This is a genomic window from Stenotrophomonas sp. YJH_SMC_130 (genome assembly GCF_059369035.1).
This window is the reverse complement of the sequence record NZ_JCAFSH010000003.1, coordinates 187,960-202,780: the sequence shown is the minus strand read 5'-3', so window position 1 is coordinate 202,780 and position 14,821 is coordinate 187,960. Positions and strand designations below refer to the sequence as shown.

14 protein-coding genes are annotated in these 14,821 nt (G+C 67.0%); 10 read left to right on the top strand and 4 right to left on the bottom strand.

The annotated features are described in order from the left end of the window. Positions 1–200: 200 nt before the first annotated feature. Together rho and trxA are read right to left on the bottom strand one after the other, a co-directional pair. Positions 201–1,949, bottom strand: coding sequence for a transcription termination factor Rho (gene rho, locus AC5P5V_RS07300; RefSeq protein WP_180868798.1), 1,749 nt, complete (start codon positions 1,947–1,949; stop codon positions 201–203). Positions 1,950–2,177: 228 nt separating this feature from the next. Beyond that, entirely contained in the window at positions 2,178–2,507 is a 330-nt protein-coding gene (gene trxA, locus AC5P5V_RS07295) for a thioredoxin (RefSeq protein ID WP_005411275.1), read from the bottom strand. 509 nt (positions 2,508–3,016) lie between these two features. On the opposite strand from trxA, the gene rhlB reads away from it, so the two are divergent. The 9 genes from rhlB (at position 3,017) to AC5P5V_RS07250 (ending at position 10,976) form a co-directional block, all read left to right on the top strand. Next, positions 3,017–4,741 (top strand): ATP-dependent RNA helicase RhlB, encoded by a 1,725-nt coding sequence (gene rhlB, locus AC5P5V_RS07290; RefSeq protein ID WP_231352352.1) that lies wholly within the window; start codon positions 3,017–3,019, stop codon positions 4,739–4,741. Positions 4,742–4,906: 165 nt separating this feature from the next. Further along, positions 4,907–5,650: a class I SAM-dependent methyltransferase gene (locus AC5P5V_RS07285; RefSeq protein ID WP_231352351.1), complete on the top strand. Its 744-nt coding sequence runs from the start codon at positions 4,907–4,909 to the stop codon at positions 5,648–5,650. Positions 5,651–5,749: 99 nt separating this feature from the next. Further along, entirely contained in the window at positions 5,750–6,436 is a 687-nt protein-coding gene (gene ftsE, locus AC5P5V_RS07280; protein ID WP_005419728.1) for a cell division ATP-binding protein FtsE, read from the top strand. Positions 6,437–6,439: 3 nt separating this feature from the next. Then, positions 6,440–7,387 (top strand): permease-like cell division protein FtsX, encoded by a 948-nt coding sequence (gene ftsX / locus AC5P5V_RS07275; RefSeq protein WP_231352350.1) that lies wholly within the window; start codon positions 6,440–6,442, stop codon positions 7,385–7,387. Between the two features lie 7 nt (positions 7,388–7,394). Beyond that, positions 7,395–8,237 carry a response regulator gene (locus AC5P5V_RS07270; protein WP_005411271.1) on the top strand — a complete coding sequence of 281 codons (843 nt, stop codon included), beginning with the start codon at positions 7,395–7,397 and terminating at the stop codon, positions 8,235–8,237. Continuing rightward, a complete protein-coding gene (gene ung, locus AC5P5V_RS07265) occupies positions 8,234–8,947 on the top strand; it encodes a uracil-DNA glycosylase (protein WP_134968889.1) in 714 nt (237 codons plus the stop codon). Before AC5P5V_RS07270 ends, ung begins: the two co-directional genes overlap by 4 nt. Positions 8,948–9,225: 278 nt before the next feature. Next, a complete protein-coding gene (rpoH, locus tag AC5P5V_RS07260) occupies positions 9,226–10,101 on the top strand; it encodes an RNA polymerase sigma factor RpoH (protein WP_005411269.1) in 876 nt (291 codons plus the stop codon). Positions 10,102–10,270: 169 nt separating this feature from the next. Then, entirely contained in the window at positions 10,271–10,660 is a 390-nt protein-coding gene (locus AC5P5V_RS07255) for a type II toxin-antitoxin system RelE/ParE family toxin (RefSeq protein ID WP_100064745.1), read from the top strand. After that, entirely contained in the window at positions 10,644–10,976 is a 333-nt protein-coding gene (locus AC5P5V_RS07250) for a helix-turn-helix domain-containing protein (protein WP_019338970.1), read from the top strand. The genes AC5P5V_RS07255 and AC5P5V_RS07250 overlap by 17 nt, the downstream gene beginning before the upstream one ends. 76 nt (positions 10,977–11,052) lie before the next feature. On the opposite strand, the gene purD is transcribed toward AC5P5V_RS07250, so the two are convergent. Then, the gene (gene purD / locus AC5P5V_RS07245; protein WP_134968890.1) at positions 11,053–12,336 is read right to left on the bottom strand and encodes a phosphoribosylamine--glycine ligase; all 1,284 of its coding nucleotides are present in this window, start codon (positions 12,334–12,336) and stop codon (positions 11,053–11,055) included. Between the two features lie 61 nt (positions 12,337–12,397). Further along, entirely contained in the window at positions 12,398–13,981 is a 1,584-nt protein-coding gene (purH, locus tag AC5P5V_RS07240) for a bifunctional phosphoribosylaminoimidazolecarboxamide formyltransferase/IMP cyclohydrolase (protein ID WP_134968891.1), read from the bottom strand. A 206-nt stretch (positions 13,982–14,187) separates the two neighbouring features. On the opposite strand from purH, the gene AC5P5V_RS07235 reads away from it, so the two are divergent. Next, on the top strand, positions 14,188–14,805 hold the full coding sequence (locus AC5P5V_RS07235) for a CDP-alcohol phosphatidyltransferase family protein (protein ID WP_065178833.1): 618 nt from the start codon (positions 14,188–14,190) through the stop codon (positions 14,803–14,805). The last annotated feature ends 16 nt before the right edge of the window (positions 14,806–14,821 follow it).

Below are 14,821 nucleotides of genomic sequence, written 5' to 3'. Positions count from 1 at the left end.
GGATCCGGCAGGAGGCTGGACCCGACCGGTTCTCCGGAAGGGGCGACAGCGGAATCGGTGGCCACGCCCGCAGGGCCGGGCAGGGTATCGGGCGGATTATCGCCAAAAGTCGGCGGCGGCAAAGTGAAGTGGGTCGCCCTGCAGGCAAAAAAAAACCTGCCGCAGCGGGCGGCAGGTTCTTTTCGATGCAATGGCGCGGATCAGCGCTTCATCGAACCGAAGAACTCGTCGTTGGACTTGGTGTTCTTCATCTTGTCCAGCAGGAATTCCATCGCGGCCATTTCATCCATCGGATGCAGCAGCTTGCGCAGGATCCAGATCTTCTGCAGCAGTTCCGGTTCGATCAGCAGGTCTTCGCGGCGGGTACCGGAACGGTTGATGTCGATGGCCGGGAACACGCGCTTTTCAGCGATGCGACGGCTCAGGTGCACTTCGCTGTTGCCGGTGCCCTTGAACTCTTCGTAGATCACCTCGTCCATCTTCGAGCCGGTGTCGACCAGCGCGGTGGCGATGATGGTCAGGCTGCCGCCTTCTTCCACGTTGCGCGCGGCACCGAAGAAGCGCTTCGGGCGGTGCAGGGCGTTGGCGTCCACACCACCGGTCAGCACCTTGCCCGAGCTCGGCACCACGTTGTTGTAGGCGCGGGCCAGGCGGGTGATCGAGTCGAGCAGGATCACCACATCCTTCTTGTGCTCGACCAGGCGCTTGGCGCGCTCGATGACCATTTCGGCCACCTGCACGTGGCGCGCGGCCGGCTCGTCGAAGGTCGAGCTGATGACCTCGCCGCGCACGGTGCGCTGCATTTCGGTCACTTCTTCCGGGCGCTCGTCGATCAGCAGCACGATCAGGTGCACGTCCGGATGGTTGGTGGTGATGGCGGTGGCGACCTGCTGCATCATCATCGTCTTGCCGGCCTTGGGCTGCGACACGATGAGCGAGCGCTGGCCCTTGCCCTGCGGCGCCATCAGGTCGAGGATGCGGCCGGTGATGTCTTCCGACGAACCGTTGCCACGCTCCAGGGTGAAGCGGCGGCGCGGGAACAGGGCGGTCAGGTTCTCGAACAGCACCTTGTTCTTCGACGCTTCGATCGGCTCGCCGTTGATGGTGTCGACGATGTTCAGCGCGAAGTAGCGCTCGCCGTCCTTCGGGAAGCGGATGCGGCCGGAGATGTGGTCGCCGGTGCGCAGGTTGAAGCGGCGGATCTGGCTGGGCGAGATGTAGGTGTCGTCCGGGCCGGCCAGGTAGCTGGCTTCGGCCGCGCGCAGGAAACCGAAGCCATCCGGCAGGATTTCCAGCACACCATCGGCGGCGACGCCGTCACCGTGGCGGGTCAGCACCTTCAGCAGGGCGAAGATCACGTCCTGCTTGCGGGCACGGGCCACGCCTTCGGAGATCTGCAGCTGTTCGGCGATTTCCAGCAGCTTCTGTGCCGGCATGCGCTTGAGGTCGCTCAGCGAGTAGACCGGGAAGCCCTCGGGCACGTTGGCGTGCGGGCGCGGCACGAACGGCTGCTGTTCGCCGCCGTCATTGGACATGCCATCGTCGCGGAAGCGGTTGTTGCGGTCACGGTCGCGGCGGTTGCGGAAGCGGTCGCGGCGGTTGCCCTGACCTTGCCCCTGGCCCTGCTGGCCGCTCTGGTTGTACGGGTTCTGGCCCTGGTTCTGGCCCCCCCCCTGGTGATTCTGCTGCCGCGGCTGGCCGGATTCGCGGCCCTCGCCACCCTCGCCACCGCCACTGCTGGCGGGGGCCTCGGCGGCGGGCGCGCTCGGCGCAGGTGCTGCGGCCGGCGCCGGTGCTTCGGGCGCGGCGGCCAGCGGCAGGGTCGGCTGCGCCGGAGCGGCGCTGGTTTCTGCGGCTGCCGGGGCGGCGGCCTTGCTCACGCGGGGCTTGCGCACGCGCTTTTCGGCGGGCGCATCAGCGCTGCCGGTTTCGGAAGTGTTATCGGACAAGAGCGTTATTCCTCGCTTGACGGTGCGAGCGCCCGGCTGGGGCGGCGAACGTTGGGAATGGGTCTGGAAGAAACTGCGTCCAGAGGGTGCGGCACGCGAACGCGGCCGGATATGCCGACACTATCATCGGCCTGCGGCGCCATGCAAGGGTCGCCGGGAACAGCATTCATCATGGGCGTGGTGCGCCCGCCGGCAGCCGCGCTCGGCGGCTGCCGGAGACCGGCAGGATCAGGCCAGGGCCTTGTCCAGCAGGCCGGCCAGCTGGGCCTTGCCCACCGCACCGATCTGCTCGCCGACCTTCTCGCCATCCTTGAACACGACCAGGTACGGAATCGAACGCACGTGGTACTTCGCGGCCAGCGCACGGTTGTGGTCAACGTTGACCTTGGCGATCTTGGCGCGGCCCTGGTAGGCATCGGCCAGCTCGTCCAGCGCCGGGGCGATCATCTTGCAGGGGCCACACCACTCGGCCCAGAAATCGACCAGCACCGGTTCCTTGGAATTCAGCACTGCGCTATCAAAGTCGGCGTCGCCGACATGTACAACCTTGTCGCTCATCTTGGTTTCTCGTCTTGGATTGCACCCGGCCATGCCGGAGGTGGGTGAACTGGGCCTTGCCCGGTGGCGCGACCCTCGTCGTTGCCTCGCGGCGCACTGCCGCGGTGCGTTCGGCGGGATGCCTGGACGCTCACGGCCGGCAGTGTACCCCTATCGCGGGGCAGGGACAGGCGCCGTCTGGAACCCAGCGTATCGTGATCGCTTCGATGGCCGGTATGTGTCGGATTTCACTGTCTTCCTGAAGATGGGGCTGGCAGTGGGCGACACCAGCGCCCCCGTGCAGGCCGTTCAAGTCCGGTGTGGCTGGGTGAAGGTGGCGTCTCTGGATGCCGTGAGACGCGGCATTCCGGTTTGCCTGCCCGAGTGCGGTAAACTGGGACATTGTGCGGCGCACGGACCGAGGGGTCCCGGCCTGCCAACCCGCCGCAGGGGCCGCAGTTTGCGACGGTTCCCCTAGACGCTGAAGTGCCAGCCGCCCCAAGGGCCGGCGGCCATACCAAGACGGACTCATGAGCGACAAACCGCTGACCGATTTGACCTTCTCCTCCTTCGAGCTGCACCCGGCCCTGCAGGCCGGCCTTGAAGGAGCCGGATTCACCCGCTGCACCCCGATCCAGGCGCTGACCCTGCCGGTCGCGCTGCCCGGTGGTGATGTTGCCGGCCAGGCCCAGACCGGTACCGGCAAGACCCTGGCCTTCCTGGTCGCTGTCGTGAACCGCCTGCTGACCCGTCCGGCGCTGGCCGACCGCAAGCCGGAAGACCCCCGCGCCCTGATCCTCGCCCCGACCCGCGAACTGGCCATCCAGATCCACAAGGATGCGGTGAAGTTCGGTTCCGACCTGGGCCTGCGTTTCGCGCTGGTCTACGGTGGCGTGGATTACGACAAGCAGCGCGAGCTGCTGCAGCAGGGCGTGGACGTGATCATCGCCACCCCGGGCCGCCTGATCGACTACGTCAAGCAGCACAAGGTGGTTTCGCTGCATGCCTGCGAGATCTGCGTGCTGGACGAAGCCGACCGCATGTTCGATCTGGGCTTCATCAAGGACATCCGCTTCCTGCTGCGCCGCATGCCGGAACGCACCATCCGCCAGACCCTGCTGTTCAGCGCCACCCTCAGCCATCGCGTGCTGGAGCTGGCCTACGAGCACATGAACGAGCCGCAGAAGCTGGTGGTCGAAGCCGAGACCATCACCGCTGCCCGCGTGCGCCAGCGCATCTACTTCCCGGCCGACGACGAGAAGATCCCGCTGCTGCTGGGCCTGCTGTCGCGCAGCGAAGGCGCGCGGACCATGGTGTTCGTCAACACCAAGGTGTTCGTCGAGCGCGTTGCCCGCTCGCTGGAAAAGGCCGGCTATCGCGTCGGCGTGCTGTCCGGCGACGTGCCGCAGAAGAAGCGCGAGAGCCTGCTCAACCGCTTCCAGAAGGGCCAGCTGGAAATCCTGGTGGCCACCGACGTCGCCGCGCGCGGCCTGCACATCGACGGCATCAAGTACGTCTACAACTACGACCTGCCGTTCGATGCCGAAGACTACGTGCACCGCATCGGCCGTACCGCGCGCCTGGGCGAAGAGGGTGATGCGATCAGCTTCGCCTGCGAACGCTACGCGATGGGCCTGCCGGACATCGAGGCCTACATCGAGCAGAAGATTCCCTCCGAGCCGGTCACCAAGGAACTGCTGACCCCGCTGCCGCGCCCGGAACGCCCGGCCCCGGCTGCAGGCGAGGAAGGCGAGGACAACGAAAGCGTCGGCCAGATCTTCCGTGAAGCGCGCGAAGCCCGCGCCGCCGAGGAAGAGCGTCGGGGCGGTGGCCGCAGTGGCGGTCGTTCCGGCAGTGGTGGTGGTCGTGGTGGCCGTGACGGCGAGCGCAGCGGCGAACGCCGTTCGCGCGGCCCGCGCAAGCCGCGCGTGGAAGGCGAGCAGGCCGCAACTGCCCCGGTGGAAGGTGCTGAAGCCGCTGTCGCCCAGGCTCCGCGCCCGCCGCGCCCGCCGCGTGCCGAAGGTGCGCCGGAAGGTGCGGTGGATGGCGAGCACAAGCCGCGCAAGCGCCGTCGTCGTCGCCACGGCCGTCCGGTCGAGGGTGCCGAGGGCGTGCAGGCCCACGCCGGCAACGGCGCGAGCCCGGTGACCCCGGTGCAGGTGGTGGCCAAGCCGGTGCGTACCGCCGCTGATACCGGTGATTCGTTCCTGACCCGCATCGGCCGCAAGATCCGCCGGATGCTGTCGGGCAGCTGATCCGGTAGCACCCGGCCGTTGGTCGGGTGGCTTTGAAGGGTAGTGCCGGCCGCTGGCCGGCATGCAGCGCAGTCGCCGGCCAGGAAACCCTGTCGCGTCTGACTCTGGCCGCGCCTGCCGGCCTGCAGCCAAGCTGACTCCTCCTGCATCCGGAGGAGTCACGCGATGGCATCCGTACCCTGTTACGACACATTCGATCTGCACTACGCACAGCACGTGGCGGCCTCTGCGTCCCGTCCGCTGGAACGCCGGACGCTGCTGGAGCTGGCCGGTCCATTGCAGGGGCGGGATGTCATCGACCTGGCCTGCGGCTCCGGTGACTTCGGCCGTCACCTTCTGCTTCACGGTGCACGAAGCGCCCTCGGCGTCGATCTGTCCGCAGCGATGATCGAACAGGCGCGCCAGCTTTCGGCGCAGGGTGGTGACGCCATGCAGTTCCTGCACGGCGATGCGACCCGGCTGGACCTGCCAGCCCGTTTTGATATTGCCGTGGCGGTCTGGCTGTTCAACCATGCCGATACGCTGCAGGAACTGGAGCGCATGTACCGGGCAGCAGCGAGCGTGCTCAAACCGGGCGGTCGGCTGCTGGGCATCGTCACCCATCCTGCCTTCCGGCTGGCCAACGGTGACTTTTCGCGTTACGGCGCGCGCATCGTCCGGCAGCAGGCCCGGAATGACCATCACCTGGTAGAGGTGGAGTTCGCCGATGCAGCCGTGGCACGCGTCACCGACCATCAATGGCGTGCGGACCAGCATGAGCAGGCGGCAGCCCGCGCGGGGCTGCCCGGGCTGCAGTGGCGGGTGCCGGCGCCGACAGCGGCGGAGTGCCGGGGCCGGCCTCCCGGCTTCTGGGATGAATACCGGGACAACAACGCGCTGGTGGTACTGCACGCCCGCAGGGAGGGGTAGCGCCAGCGCAGGTCGGGCGGACGTAGCGGCGGATCGAAGATTCCGCCGGGCATGGCCCGGCGCTACCGATCCGTCGCGCCGGTCCTGCATAATCGGGGCATGAGTGTCCTGCGCTTCGACAATGTCAGCAAACAGTACGCCGGTGGCCACGAGGCACTGACCGATGTCAGCTTCGAGGTCGCGCCGGGCGAGATGCTGTTCGTCACCGGCCATTCCGGTGCGGGTAAAAGTACGCTGCTCAAGTTGATCCACCTCGACGAGCGGCCAAGCCGCGGCGCGGTGGTGTTCGACGAGCGCAACCTGCTGAAGGTGCGCGGCGGCGATGTGCCGCGCCATCGGCGCGCAGTGGGGGCGGTCTACCAGGACCACCGCCTGCTGATGGACCGCTCGATTGCCGAGAACGTGGCGCTGCCGCTGATCCTGCGTGGTACCCGCCGTGGCGACATCAACAAGCGCGTGCGTTCAGTGCTCGAACGCATGGGCCTGGGCCATCGTGAGAAGGCACTGCCCTCGCAGTTGTCGGCCGGCGAGCAGCAGCGCGTCGGCATCGCCCGCGCCATCGTCGGCGAGCCCAAGCTGCTGGTGGCCGATGAGCCGACCGGCAACCTCGACCCGACCCTGGCAGCGGAGATCATGGCCCTGTTCGCCGAGCTGCCCTCGCGCGGCACCAGCGTGCTGGTGGTCAGCCACGACCTGCCGCTGCTGCGCCGCATGCGCAAGCGCGTATTGATCCTCGACCACGGCCGGCTGGTGGATGACATCTCGCCGCAGGACCTGGCGGAGTAACCGATGGCGAAGAACGAAAACAGCGAAGCCGCCGCCCCGTCGCGCGTGGGCGTCTGGTTCCAGCACCACGTGCACAGCGTGGTGTTCAGCCTGGGCCGCGCCTGCCGCAAGCCGTGGGCGACCCTGCTGACCGTGATGGTCATGGCGCTGGCGCTGGCGTTGCCGCTGGGGCTGTCGATCGCGCTGGACAACCTCAAGCAGTTCGCCGGCAGCGTGCAGCAGTCGCGCGACATCAACGTGTTCCTGAAGGGCAACGTCGATGGTCCCGGTGCGCTTCGCCTGGCCGGCCAGCTGCGCGACCGCGATGACGTGGCCGAGGTGAATGTGCGCACACCCGAGCAGGGCCTGCAGGAACTGCGCGATGCCGGCCTCGGTGAGGCGATCGATGCGCTCAACGACAATCCGTTGCCCTCGCTGCTGGTGATCACCCCGGGCCAGGGCAAGGATGACGCACGCCTGGCACGCGCGCTGGAAAGCCTGCCCGAGGCCGATCTGGTGCAGCACGATGCGCTGTGGCGCCAGCGCCTGGACGCCTGGCTGGCGTTCGGTGCACGCCTGGTGCAGGTGCTGTCGGTGCTGCTCGGCGTGGCTGCCGCGCTGGTGGTCGGCAACACCGTGCGCCTTGATATCCAGGCCCGTCGCGAAGAGATCGGCGTGCTGCAGCTGCTCGGCGCGAGCGATGGCTTCATCCGCCGCCCGTTCCTGTACCTGGGCGCGTGGTACGGGCTGGGCGCCGGCGCGGTAGCGCTGGCCCTGATCGGCGCCGCCGGTGCCGCCCTGCGCGTGCCGCTGGCCGAACTCTCGCGCAGCTACGGCAGCCCGTTCGTGCTGCATGGCCTGGACCTGCTGCACGGCGGCCTGGTCCTGGTCGGCACGCTGCTGCTGGGCTGGCTGGGCGCCTGGCTGGTGACCGGCCACTTCCTCCGCCAGACCCGTCCGACCGACACCTGAGACCGGCATGCAACCGCAAGCGCTGAAGCACCTTGAAGGGCCCGCGACGCGGGTGATGGTGGTCGATGGTTCGAAGCTGGTCCGCAAGCTGATCGCCGATGTCCTGCAGCGTGACCTGCCGGGCGTGGAGGTGATCGGCTGCGACAGCATCGAGGATGCGCAGCAGGCGCTGGCGCAGGGCCCGGTGGACTTGGTGACGACCTCGCTGACCCTGCGCGATGGCGACGGCCTGGCGCTGGCGCGGATGGTGCGCGAAGCCGCCGGCCAGGCCTATGTGCCGGTGATCGTTGTGTCCGGCGATGCCCAGCAGCACCTGGAGCAGCGTCGCTTCACCGAGTACGTCACCGACTATTTCGACAAGGCGCTGGGCCATGAGGCACTGGCGACCTTCATCCGTGGCTATGTGCAGCCGCAGACCATCCCCGGTGCCACCATCCTCTACATCGAGGACAGCCGGGTGGTGGCCGAGGCCACCAAGCGCATGCTTGAGCGGCAGCAGTTGAACGTACTGCACGTGGTCAGCGCCGAAGAGGCATTCACCCTGCTCACTGCCGAGTCGCTGGGCCGCAGCCGCCACCGCATCGACCTGGTGCTGACCGATGTCACCCTGAAGGGTGAACTGAGCGGGCGCGACGTGGTGCAGCGCGTGCGCGTGGACTTCGGTTACGGCAAGCGCCGCCTGCCGGTGCTGGTGATGACCGGTGACGGCAACCCGCACAACCAGACCGGGCTGCTGCAGTCCGGTGCCAACGACCTGGTGCTCAAGCCGATCGAAGAGCGGCTGCTGGTCACCAAGGTGCTGTTCCAGCTGCGCCTGGCCCGATTGAACGATGGACCCCTGATCCGATGATGGATGAAGTAGCCGACACCCCGACGATCCAGCTGGAACCGAGCTGGAAGCAGCATGTCGGCGATTACCTGCTGCAGCCGCAGATGCGCGAGCTGTCCAGCTTCCTGCGCCAGCGCAAGGCCAGTGGCGCGGCGGTGTTCCCGCCCGGCCCGCAGATCTTCGCCGCGTTCGACGCCACGCCGTTCGAGCAGGTGAAGGTGGTGATCCTCGGGCAGGACCCGTACCACGGCCGCGGCCAGGCGCATGGCCTGAGTTTCTCGGTGCCGCCGGGCGTGCCGGTGCCGCCGTCGCTGCTGAACATCTACAAGGAGATCGAGAGCGATCTCGGCATCCCGCGCCCGGACCACGGCTGCCTGATTCCGTGGGCGCAACGTGGGGTGCTGCTGCTCAATGCCGTGCTGACGGTGGAAGAGGGCAAGGCTGGTGCCCACCAGGGACGTGGCTGGGAGGGCTTCACCGATCACGTGGTGGACGTGCTCAACCGCGAACGCGAAGGCCTGGTGTTCATGCTGTGGGGCGCCTATGCGCAGCAGAAGGGCAAGGTCATCGACACCCGACGCCATCGCGTGCTGAAGTCGCCGCACCCGTCGCCGCTGTCGGCCCATCGTGGCTTCCTCGGCTGCCGGCATTTCTCGATGGCCAACGAGTACCTGCAGCGTCGCGCCCAGGCCCCGATCGACTGGTCGCTGCCGCCGCGTTCGGCGCTTTGAGCACCGGCGGGCTGCCGGGCCTGAACACCGGGCAACGTCTTCGGCGCTGAATGGGCCTTCAGAACGGCCCGTTCAGCTCCGCTTGACTGAAATCGGCCGGTTTCCGCCGGGTAATTGCTTGAATTCCAAGGGATTGTGAATCCCGAAAAGCGTGCTCGCCACTGTCATCAAATCGCGCTACGGTAGGGCTCTGTTTGGGACCAGTGTTGCATCAATAGGATGCTGGAACTTTTTCCTCCTTTAGCAGTCCAAATCCCGGACTGCTAAGATGGGTGCCTATGAGCCAGAACACCTCTACTGCCCTTGTGGCAAACAATCTCCCGATTCCCAGTGCGCTCGGTTCGCTGGACGCCTATATCGGTGCCGTGCACCAGATCCCGGTGCTGTCGGTCGATGACGAACAGGACCTGGCCCGTCGCTTCCGCGACGGCAACGATCTGGACGCCGCCCGCGAGCTGGTGCATTCGCACCTGCGCTTCGTGGTGCACGTGGCCCGCGGCTACAACGGCTACGGCCTCGCGCTGGGCGACCTGATCCAGGAAGGCAATATCGGCCTGATGAAGGCGGTCAAGCGCTTCGACCCGGACATGGGCGTGCGCCTGGTCTCCTTCGCCGTGCACTGGATCCGTGCCGAAATGCACGAGTTCATCCTGAAGAACTGGCGCATCGTGAAGGTCGCCACCACCAAGGCGCAGCGCAAGCTGTTCTTCAACCTGCGCAAGTCGAAGACGCGCCTGGGCTGGATGAACGCGGCGGAAGTGAGCGCGGTGGCCAAGGACCTGAACGTGTCCGAGCGCGAGGTCATGGAAATGGAGTCGCGCCTGTCCGGTCGCGATATCGGTTTCGATGCGCCGACCGACGAGGACAACGAGCACGCTCCGCCGTCGCCGGCTGCGTTCCTGGTCGCCGATGACGAAGACCCGTCGATGGCCTACGAGCGCGAGGACAGCGAAGACAACCAGATGCAGCTGCTGCGCGAAGGCCTGGCCGAACTGGATGCGCGTTCGCGCGACATCATCCGTCGTCGCTGGCTGGATGCCGACAGCAAGGTGACGCTGCAGGAGCTGGCCGACGAGTATGGCGTGTCCGCCGAGCGCATCCGCCAGGTCGAGGCGAACGCGCTGAAGAAGATGAAGGCGCTGTTCACCGCGTAAGGCGGGATGGCGTTGAAGCAATGAAAAGGCCCGGCACTGCCGGGCCTTTTTCGTTTGTGGGGCTTAGCCACGCATGGCGTGGCTCTACTCTGACGCCAGAGCGGTGATTGTGCCGACCGGGCCATGTGCTGGATGCTGATGTTCACGCCGTACCACGCAGTGGCACGGTATGATCATGCCACGCGTCTTCCGCACACGAAGTTTCAATCGCAGTATGCGTAGGACCACCCTGTCCGACGCTGCGCTTTACCGGTCGGTACGTGAAATGGAAGCGGGTCTGGTGGATGCTGATCTTGGCGGCGGAATCTTCAAGAAGCGCGTTCCGTTGCCGGGGCGAGGAAAGCGTGGGAGCGTTCGAATCATCGTCGCCACACAGCGAGGCGGGCATTGGTTCTTCCTTTTCGGCTACGAGAAGAATGAACGTGCTGCGATCACGAATGCGGAACGGGATGCGCTGCAGTTGTACGCATCGGAGTTCCTGAGAATGAGTACGGCGCAGCTGAATCGCGCCGTGGAGTACGGGGATCTACAGGAGATCGGCCATGACGAAGACCCCTGAGCGACGGCGCGCGAAAAGTGCGCTTCTTGAAGCGGTGCATGATGCTGCTGTGAGTCTGCACGCGCATGGCTTCATCGATAAACGTCGGTTGAGCAGCTACGAAGCACTTTGCCTTGAGCCGGTCCCTGAGTACAGCAGTGCCCAGATCCGTGCCCTGCGTACGTCACTGCAGCTCAGTCAGCCGGTCTTTGCGGGGGTTCTCAATACCAGCGTTTCCACCGTACGCAGCTGGGAGCAGGGCGAAAAGAAACCCAGCGGACCGTCACTGAAGTTGCTTAACCTGATTGATCGGAAGGGTCTCGAAGCAGTCCTGTAGAGCAAAGGCCCGGCAATGCCGGGCCTTTGCTTTACCGTGGTATTCAATCCGCGCCATGCATGGGAGCGGGGGAGCCTCACCCCTCGCGTGCGATCGCGCGCCAACCAATGTCGTTGCGGTGGAATTCGTTGGCCCAGGTCACCTTGGCCACGCCGGCATAGGCGTTGGCCTGCGCGTCGCGCACGCTGTCACCCAGCGCCGCCACGCACAGCACGCGGCCGCCGGCGCTGACCACCTGGCCCTGCGCGTCCAATGCAGTCCCCGCATGGAACACCTTGGCACTGGCCGGCACGTCGTCCAGGCCGGAAATCACGTCACCGGTGATCGGCGCTTCCGGGTAGGGCTTCGCGGCCAGCACCACGCCCAGCGACGGGCGTGCGTCCCACTGCGCCTGCACCTGCTCCAGGCGGCCATCGATGGCGGCTTCCACCAGCTCGACCAGATCCGACTGCAGGCGCAACATCACCGGCTGGGTTTCCGGGTCGCCGAAGCGCACGTTGAATTCGATCACCTTCGGCGCGCCGCTGGCGTCGATCATCAGGCCCGCGTAGAGGAAACCGGTGAACGGGATGCCGTCGGCGATCATGCCCTGCACGGTCGGGTTCACCACTTCGCGCATCACGCGTGCATGCACCTCCGGCGTCACTACCGGCGCCGGCGAGTACGCGCCCATGCCACCCGTGTTGGGGCCGGTGTCGCCGTCGCCGACGCGCTTGTGGTCCTGCGAGGTGGCCATCGGCAGCGCATGCACGCCGTCCACCATCGAAATGAAGCTGGCTTCCTCGCCATCGAGGAATTCCTCGATCACCACGCGGGCGCCGGCATCGCCGAACGCGTTGCCGGAGAGCATGTCACGCACCGCGTCTTCGGCCTCGGCCAACGTCATTGCGACGATCACGCCCTTGCCGGCGGCCAGGCCATCGGCCTTGACCACGATCGGTGCGCCCTTCTCGCGGATGTAGGCCAGGGCAGCGTCCACGTCGGTGTGCACGGCATAGAACGCGGTGGGGATGTTGTGGCGGGCCAGGAAATCCTTGGCGTAGGCCTTGCTGCCTTCCAGCTGCGCGGCGGCGGCGGTCGGCCCGAAGATGCGCAGGCCGGCGGCGCGGAAGCGGTCGACCACGCCGGCCACCAGCGGTACTTCCGGGCCGACCACGGTCAACGCCACGCCTTCGGCCTGGGCCAGCGCCAGCAGGCCGTCGATATCGGTCACCTTCACCGCCACGTTGCGGCACTTGTCTTCGCTGGCGGTACCGGCGTTGCCGGGCGCCACGATCACGTCGGTGACACGGGAGGACTGGGCCAGCTTCCATGCCAGGGCGTGTTCGCGGCCGCCGGAGCCGATGACGAGGATCTTCATGGGACAGGGTTCTCGGATACGGAAAAGAAAAGCCGGGCAGGGCCCGGCTTGGTGATGCGGATCAGTGGCGGAAGTGGCGCACGCCGGTGAACACCATGGCCAGGCCATGTTCGTCGGCGGCGGCGATCACTTCGGCATCGCGCATCGAACCGCCCGGCTGGATGACCGCCTTGATGCCGGCGGCAGCGGCGGCATCGATGCCGTCGCGGAACGGGAAGAACGCATCGGAGGCCATCACCGAACCCTCGACCACCAGGTTCGCGTCGGCGGCCTTGATGCCGGCGATGCGGGCCGAGTACACGCGGCTCATCTGGCCGGCGCCGACACCGATGGTGCGGTTGTCCTTGGCATAGACGATCGCGTTGGACTTCACGAACTTGGCCACCTTCCAGGCAAACAGCAGGTCGCTGAACTGCTTGTCGGTCGGCGCCAGCTTGCTGACCACCTTCAGCTCGTCGCGGGTCATGCCGCGGTTGTCCGACGACTGCAGCAGCAGGCCCGAGCCGACGCGCTTGCTGTCGAAGTTGTTCAGGCCGTCGCCATGCGGGATGCGCAGCACGCGTACGTTGGCCTTCTTCTGCGCGTACTCCAGCGCGGCCGGCTCGTAGTCCGGGGCAATCAGCACTTCCACGAACTGGCGGTCCAGGATCACCTTGGCGGTGGCGGCGTCCAGCGGCGTGTTGAAGGCGATGATGCCGCCGAAGGCGCTGGTCGGGTCGGTGGCGTAGGCCAGCTCGTAGGCGTCGCCGTTGCCGGCACCGACGGCCACGCCGCACGGGTTGGCGTGCTTGACGATGACGCAGGCCGGCGCATCGAACTGGCGCACGCATTCCCACGCCGCATCGGCATCGGCCAGGTTGTTGTAGCTCAGCTCCTTGCCCTGCAGCTGCTGGAAGGTGGCCAGCGTGCCCGGGACCGGGTACAGGTCGCGGTAGAACGCGCCGCTCTGGTGCGGGTTCTCGCCGTAGCGCAGGTCCATCACCTTCACGAAGGTGGAGTTCATCTGCGCCGGGTATTCGGCACGGGCCGGCACGGCGGCGTCGGTGGCGGTGACCGCCGACAGGTAGTTGCTGATCGCCGCATCGTACTGGGCGACGCGGTTGAACGCGGCCACCGAGAACGCGAAGCGGGTGGCAGCCGTCAGCTGGCCGTTGTTGGCCTCCAGCGAGGCCAGCAGCTCGGGGTACTGCGACGGGTCGGTGGCCACTGCCACGCGGGCGAAGTTCTTGGCCGCCGAACGCAGCATGGCCGGGCCGCCGATGTCGATGTTCTCGACCGCGTCGGCCAGGGTGCAGTCGGCCTTGGCGGTGACCGATTCGAACGGGTACAGGTTCAGCACCAGCAGGTCGATGGCGCCGATGCCGTGCTCGGCCATCACCGCGTCATCCAGGCCGGAGCGGCCCAGCAGGCCGCCGTGCACCATCGGGTGCAGGGTCTTGACCCGGCCGTCCATCATTTCCGGGAAACCGGTGACCTCGGCCACGTCCTTCACGGCCAGGCCCGCCTCGCGGATCGCCTTGGCGGTGCCGCCGGTGGACAGCAGCTCCACGCCGCGTGCCGCCAGCGCGGTGGCCAGCTCGACCAGACCGGTCTTGTCGGAAACGGAGAGGAGGGCCCGGCGGACGGGCAACAGATCAGCAGTCATGGGACGGAATCGGCAGCGGAGCGGGGCCGATATTGTAGGCGGTGGGGGCCGGTGGCGGGCGCTGGTGGTGGTAATCAACCCGCACCGATGGCCTGTGGCCGCCTTCAGCACCGTCTGGCCGGGGGGGCCGCAATCAATTCGATGGGGCGCGCGGCCCCAATCGGGTAGGCTGTGCGGGAACTGCCAAGGATCAGCGGGTTCGGATCGTGTCGATCTATGCATTGAAAGGACGTTTTCAGGACCTCCTGCGTCCGGCCGTACGCGGCCTGTACCGCATGGGGATCACCGCCAATGCGGTGACCGTGGCCGCTGCCGTGGTCTCGCTGCTGGTGGCCGGCGCCGTCTGGTGCTGCGCACCGGCCCAGCCATGGCTGTACCTGCTGCTGCCGCTGTGGATGCTGCTGCGCATGGCGCTCAACGCCGTGGACGGCATGCTGGCCCGCGAATTCGGCCAGCAGTCGCGGCTGGGTGCCTATCTGAACGAATTGTGCGATGTGATCGCCGATGCGGCGCTGTACCTGAGCCTGCTCAGCGTGCCGGGCGTGCGCCCGGAGCCGCTGTGGCTGCTGGCCTGGACCGCGGCGCTGAGCGAATACGCCGGCGTGCTGGGGCTGATGGTCGGCGCCAGCCGCCGCTATGACGGCCCGATGGGCAAGAGCGACCGCGCCTTCGTGATCGGTGCGCTGGGCCTGCTGCTGGCGTTTGAGTGGGTTGGCGCGTTGACGGTCACGGGCGTGGCCGCGGCCATGGCGGTGCTGTGCGTGCTGACGATGATCAACCGGGTCCGTCGCGGACTGCGGGAAACCGCAGTTTCGCCAAATTAATCAAGCAGATAGAAAA

Excerpts from the sequence above, each read along its gene's own strand:
- trxA (WP_005411275.1), bottom strand. The coding sequence starts at position 2,507 with ATGAGCGACAAGGTTGTACATGTCGGCGACGCCGACTTTGATAGCGCA.
- rhlB (WP_231352352.1), top strand. The coding sequence starts at position 3,017 with ATGAGCGACAAACCGCTGACCGATTTGACCTTCTCCTCCTTCGAGCTG.
- AC5P5V_RS07285 (WP_231352351.1), top strand. The coding sequence starts at position 4,907 with ATGGCATCCGTACCCTGTTACGACACATTCGATCTGCACTACGCACAG.
- ftsE (WP_005419728.1), top strand. The coding sequence starts at position 5,750 with ATGAGTGTCCTGCGCTTCGACAATGTCAGCAAACAGTACGCCGGTGGC.
- ftsX (WP_231352350.1), top strand. The coding sequence starts at position 6,440 with ATGGCGAAGAACGAAAACAGCGAAGCCGCCGCCCCGTCGCGCGTGGGC.
- AC5P5V_RS07270 (WP_005411271.1), top strand. The coding sequence starts at position 7,395 with ATGCAACCGCAAGCGCTGAAGCACCTTGAAGGGCCCGCGACGCGGGTG.
- ung (WP_134968889.1), top strand. The coding sequence starts at position 8,234 with ATGATGGATGAAGTAGCCGACACCCCGACGATCCAGCTGGAACCGAGC.
- rpoH (WP_005411269.1), top strand. The coding sequence starts at position 9,226 with ATGAGCCAGAACACCTCTACTGCCCTTGTGGCAAACAATCTCCCGATT.
- AC5P5V_RS07255 (WP_100064745.1), top strand. The coding sequence starts at position 10,271 with ATGATCATGCCACGCGTCTTCCGCACACGAAGTTTCAATCGCAGTATG.
- AC5P5V_RS07250 (WP_019338970.1), top strand. The coding sequence starts at position 10,644 with ATGACGAAGACCCCTGAGCGACGGCGCGCGAAAAGTGCGCTTCTTGAA.
- purD (WP_134968890.1), bottom strand. The coding sequence starts at position 12,336 with ATGAAGATCCTCGTCATCGGCTCCGGCGGCCGCGAACACGCCCTGGCA.
- purH (WP_134968891.1), bottom strand. The coding sequence starts at position 13,981 with ATGACTGCTGATCTGTTGCCCGTCCGCCGGGCCCTCCTCTCCGTTTCC.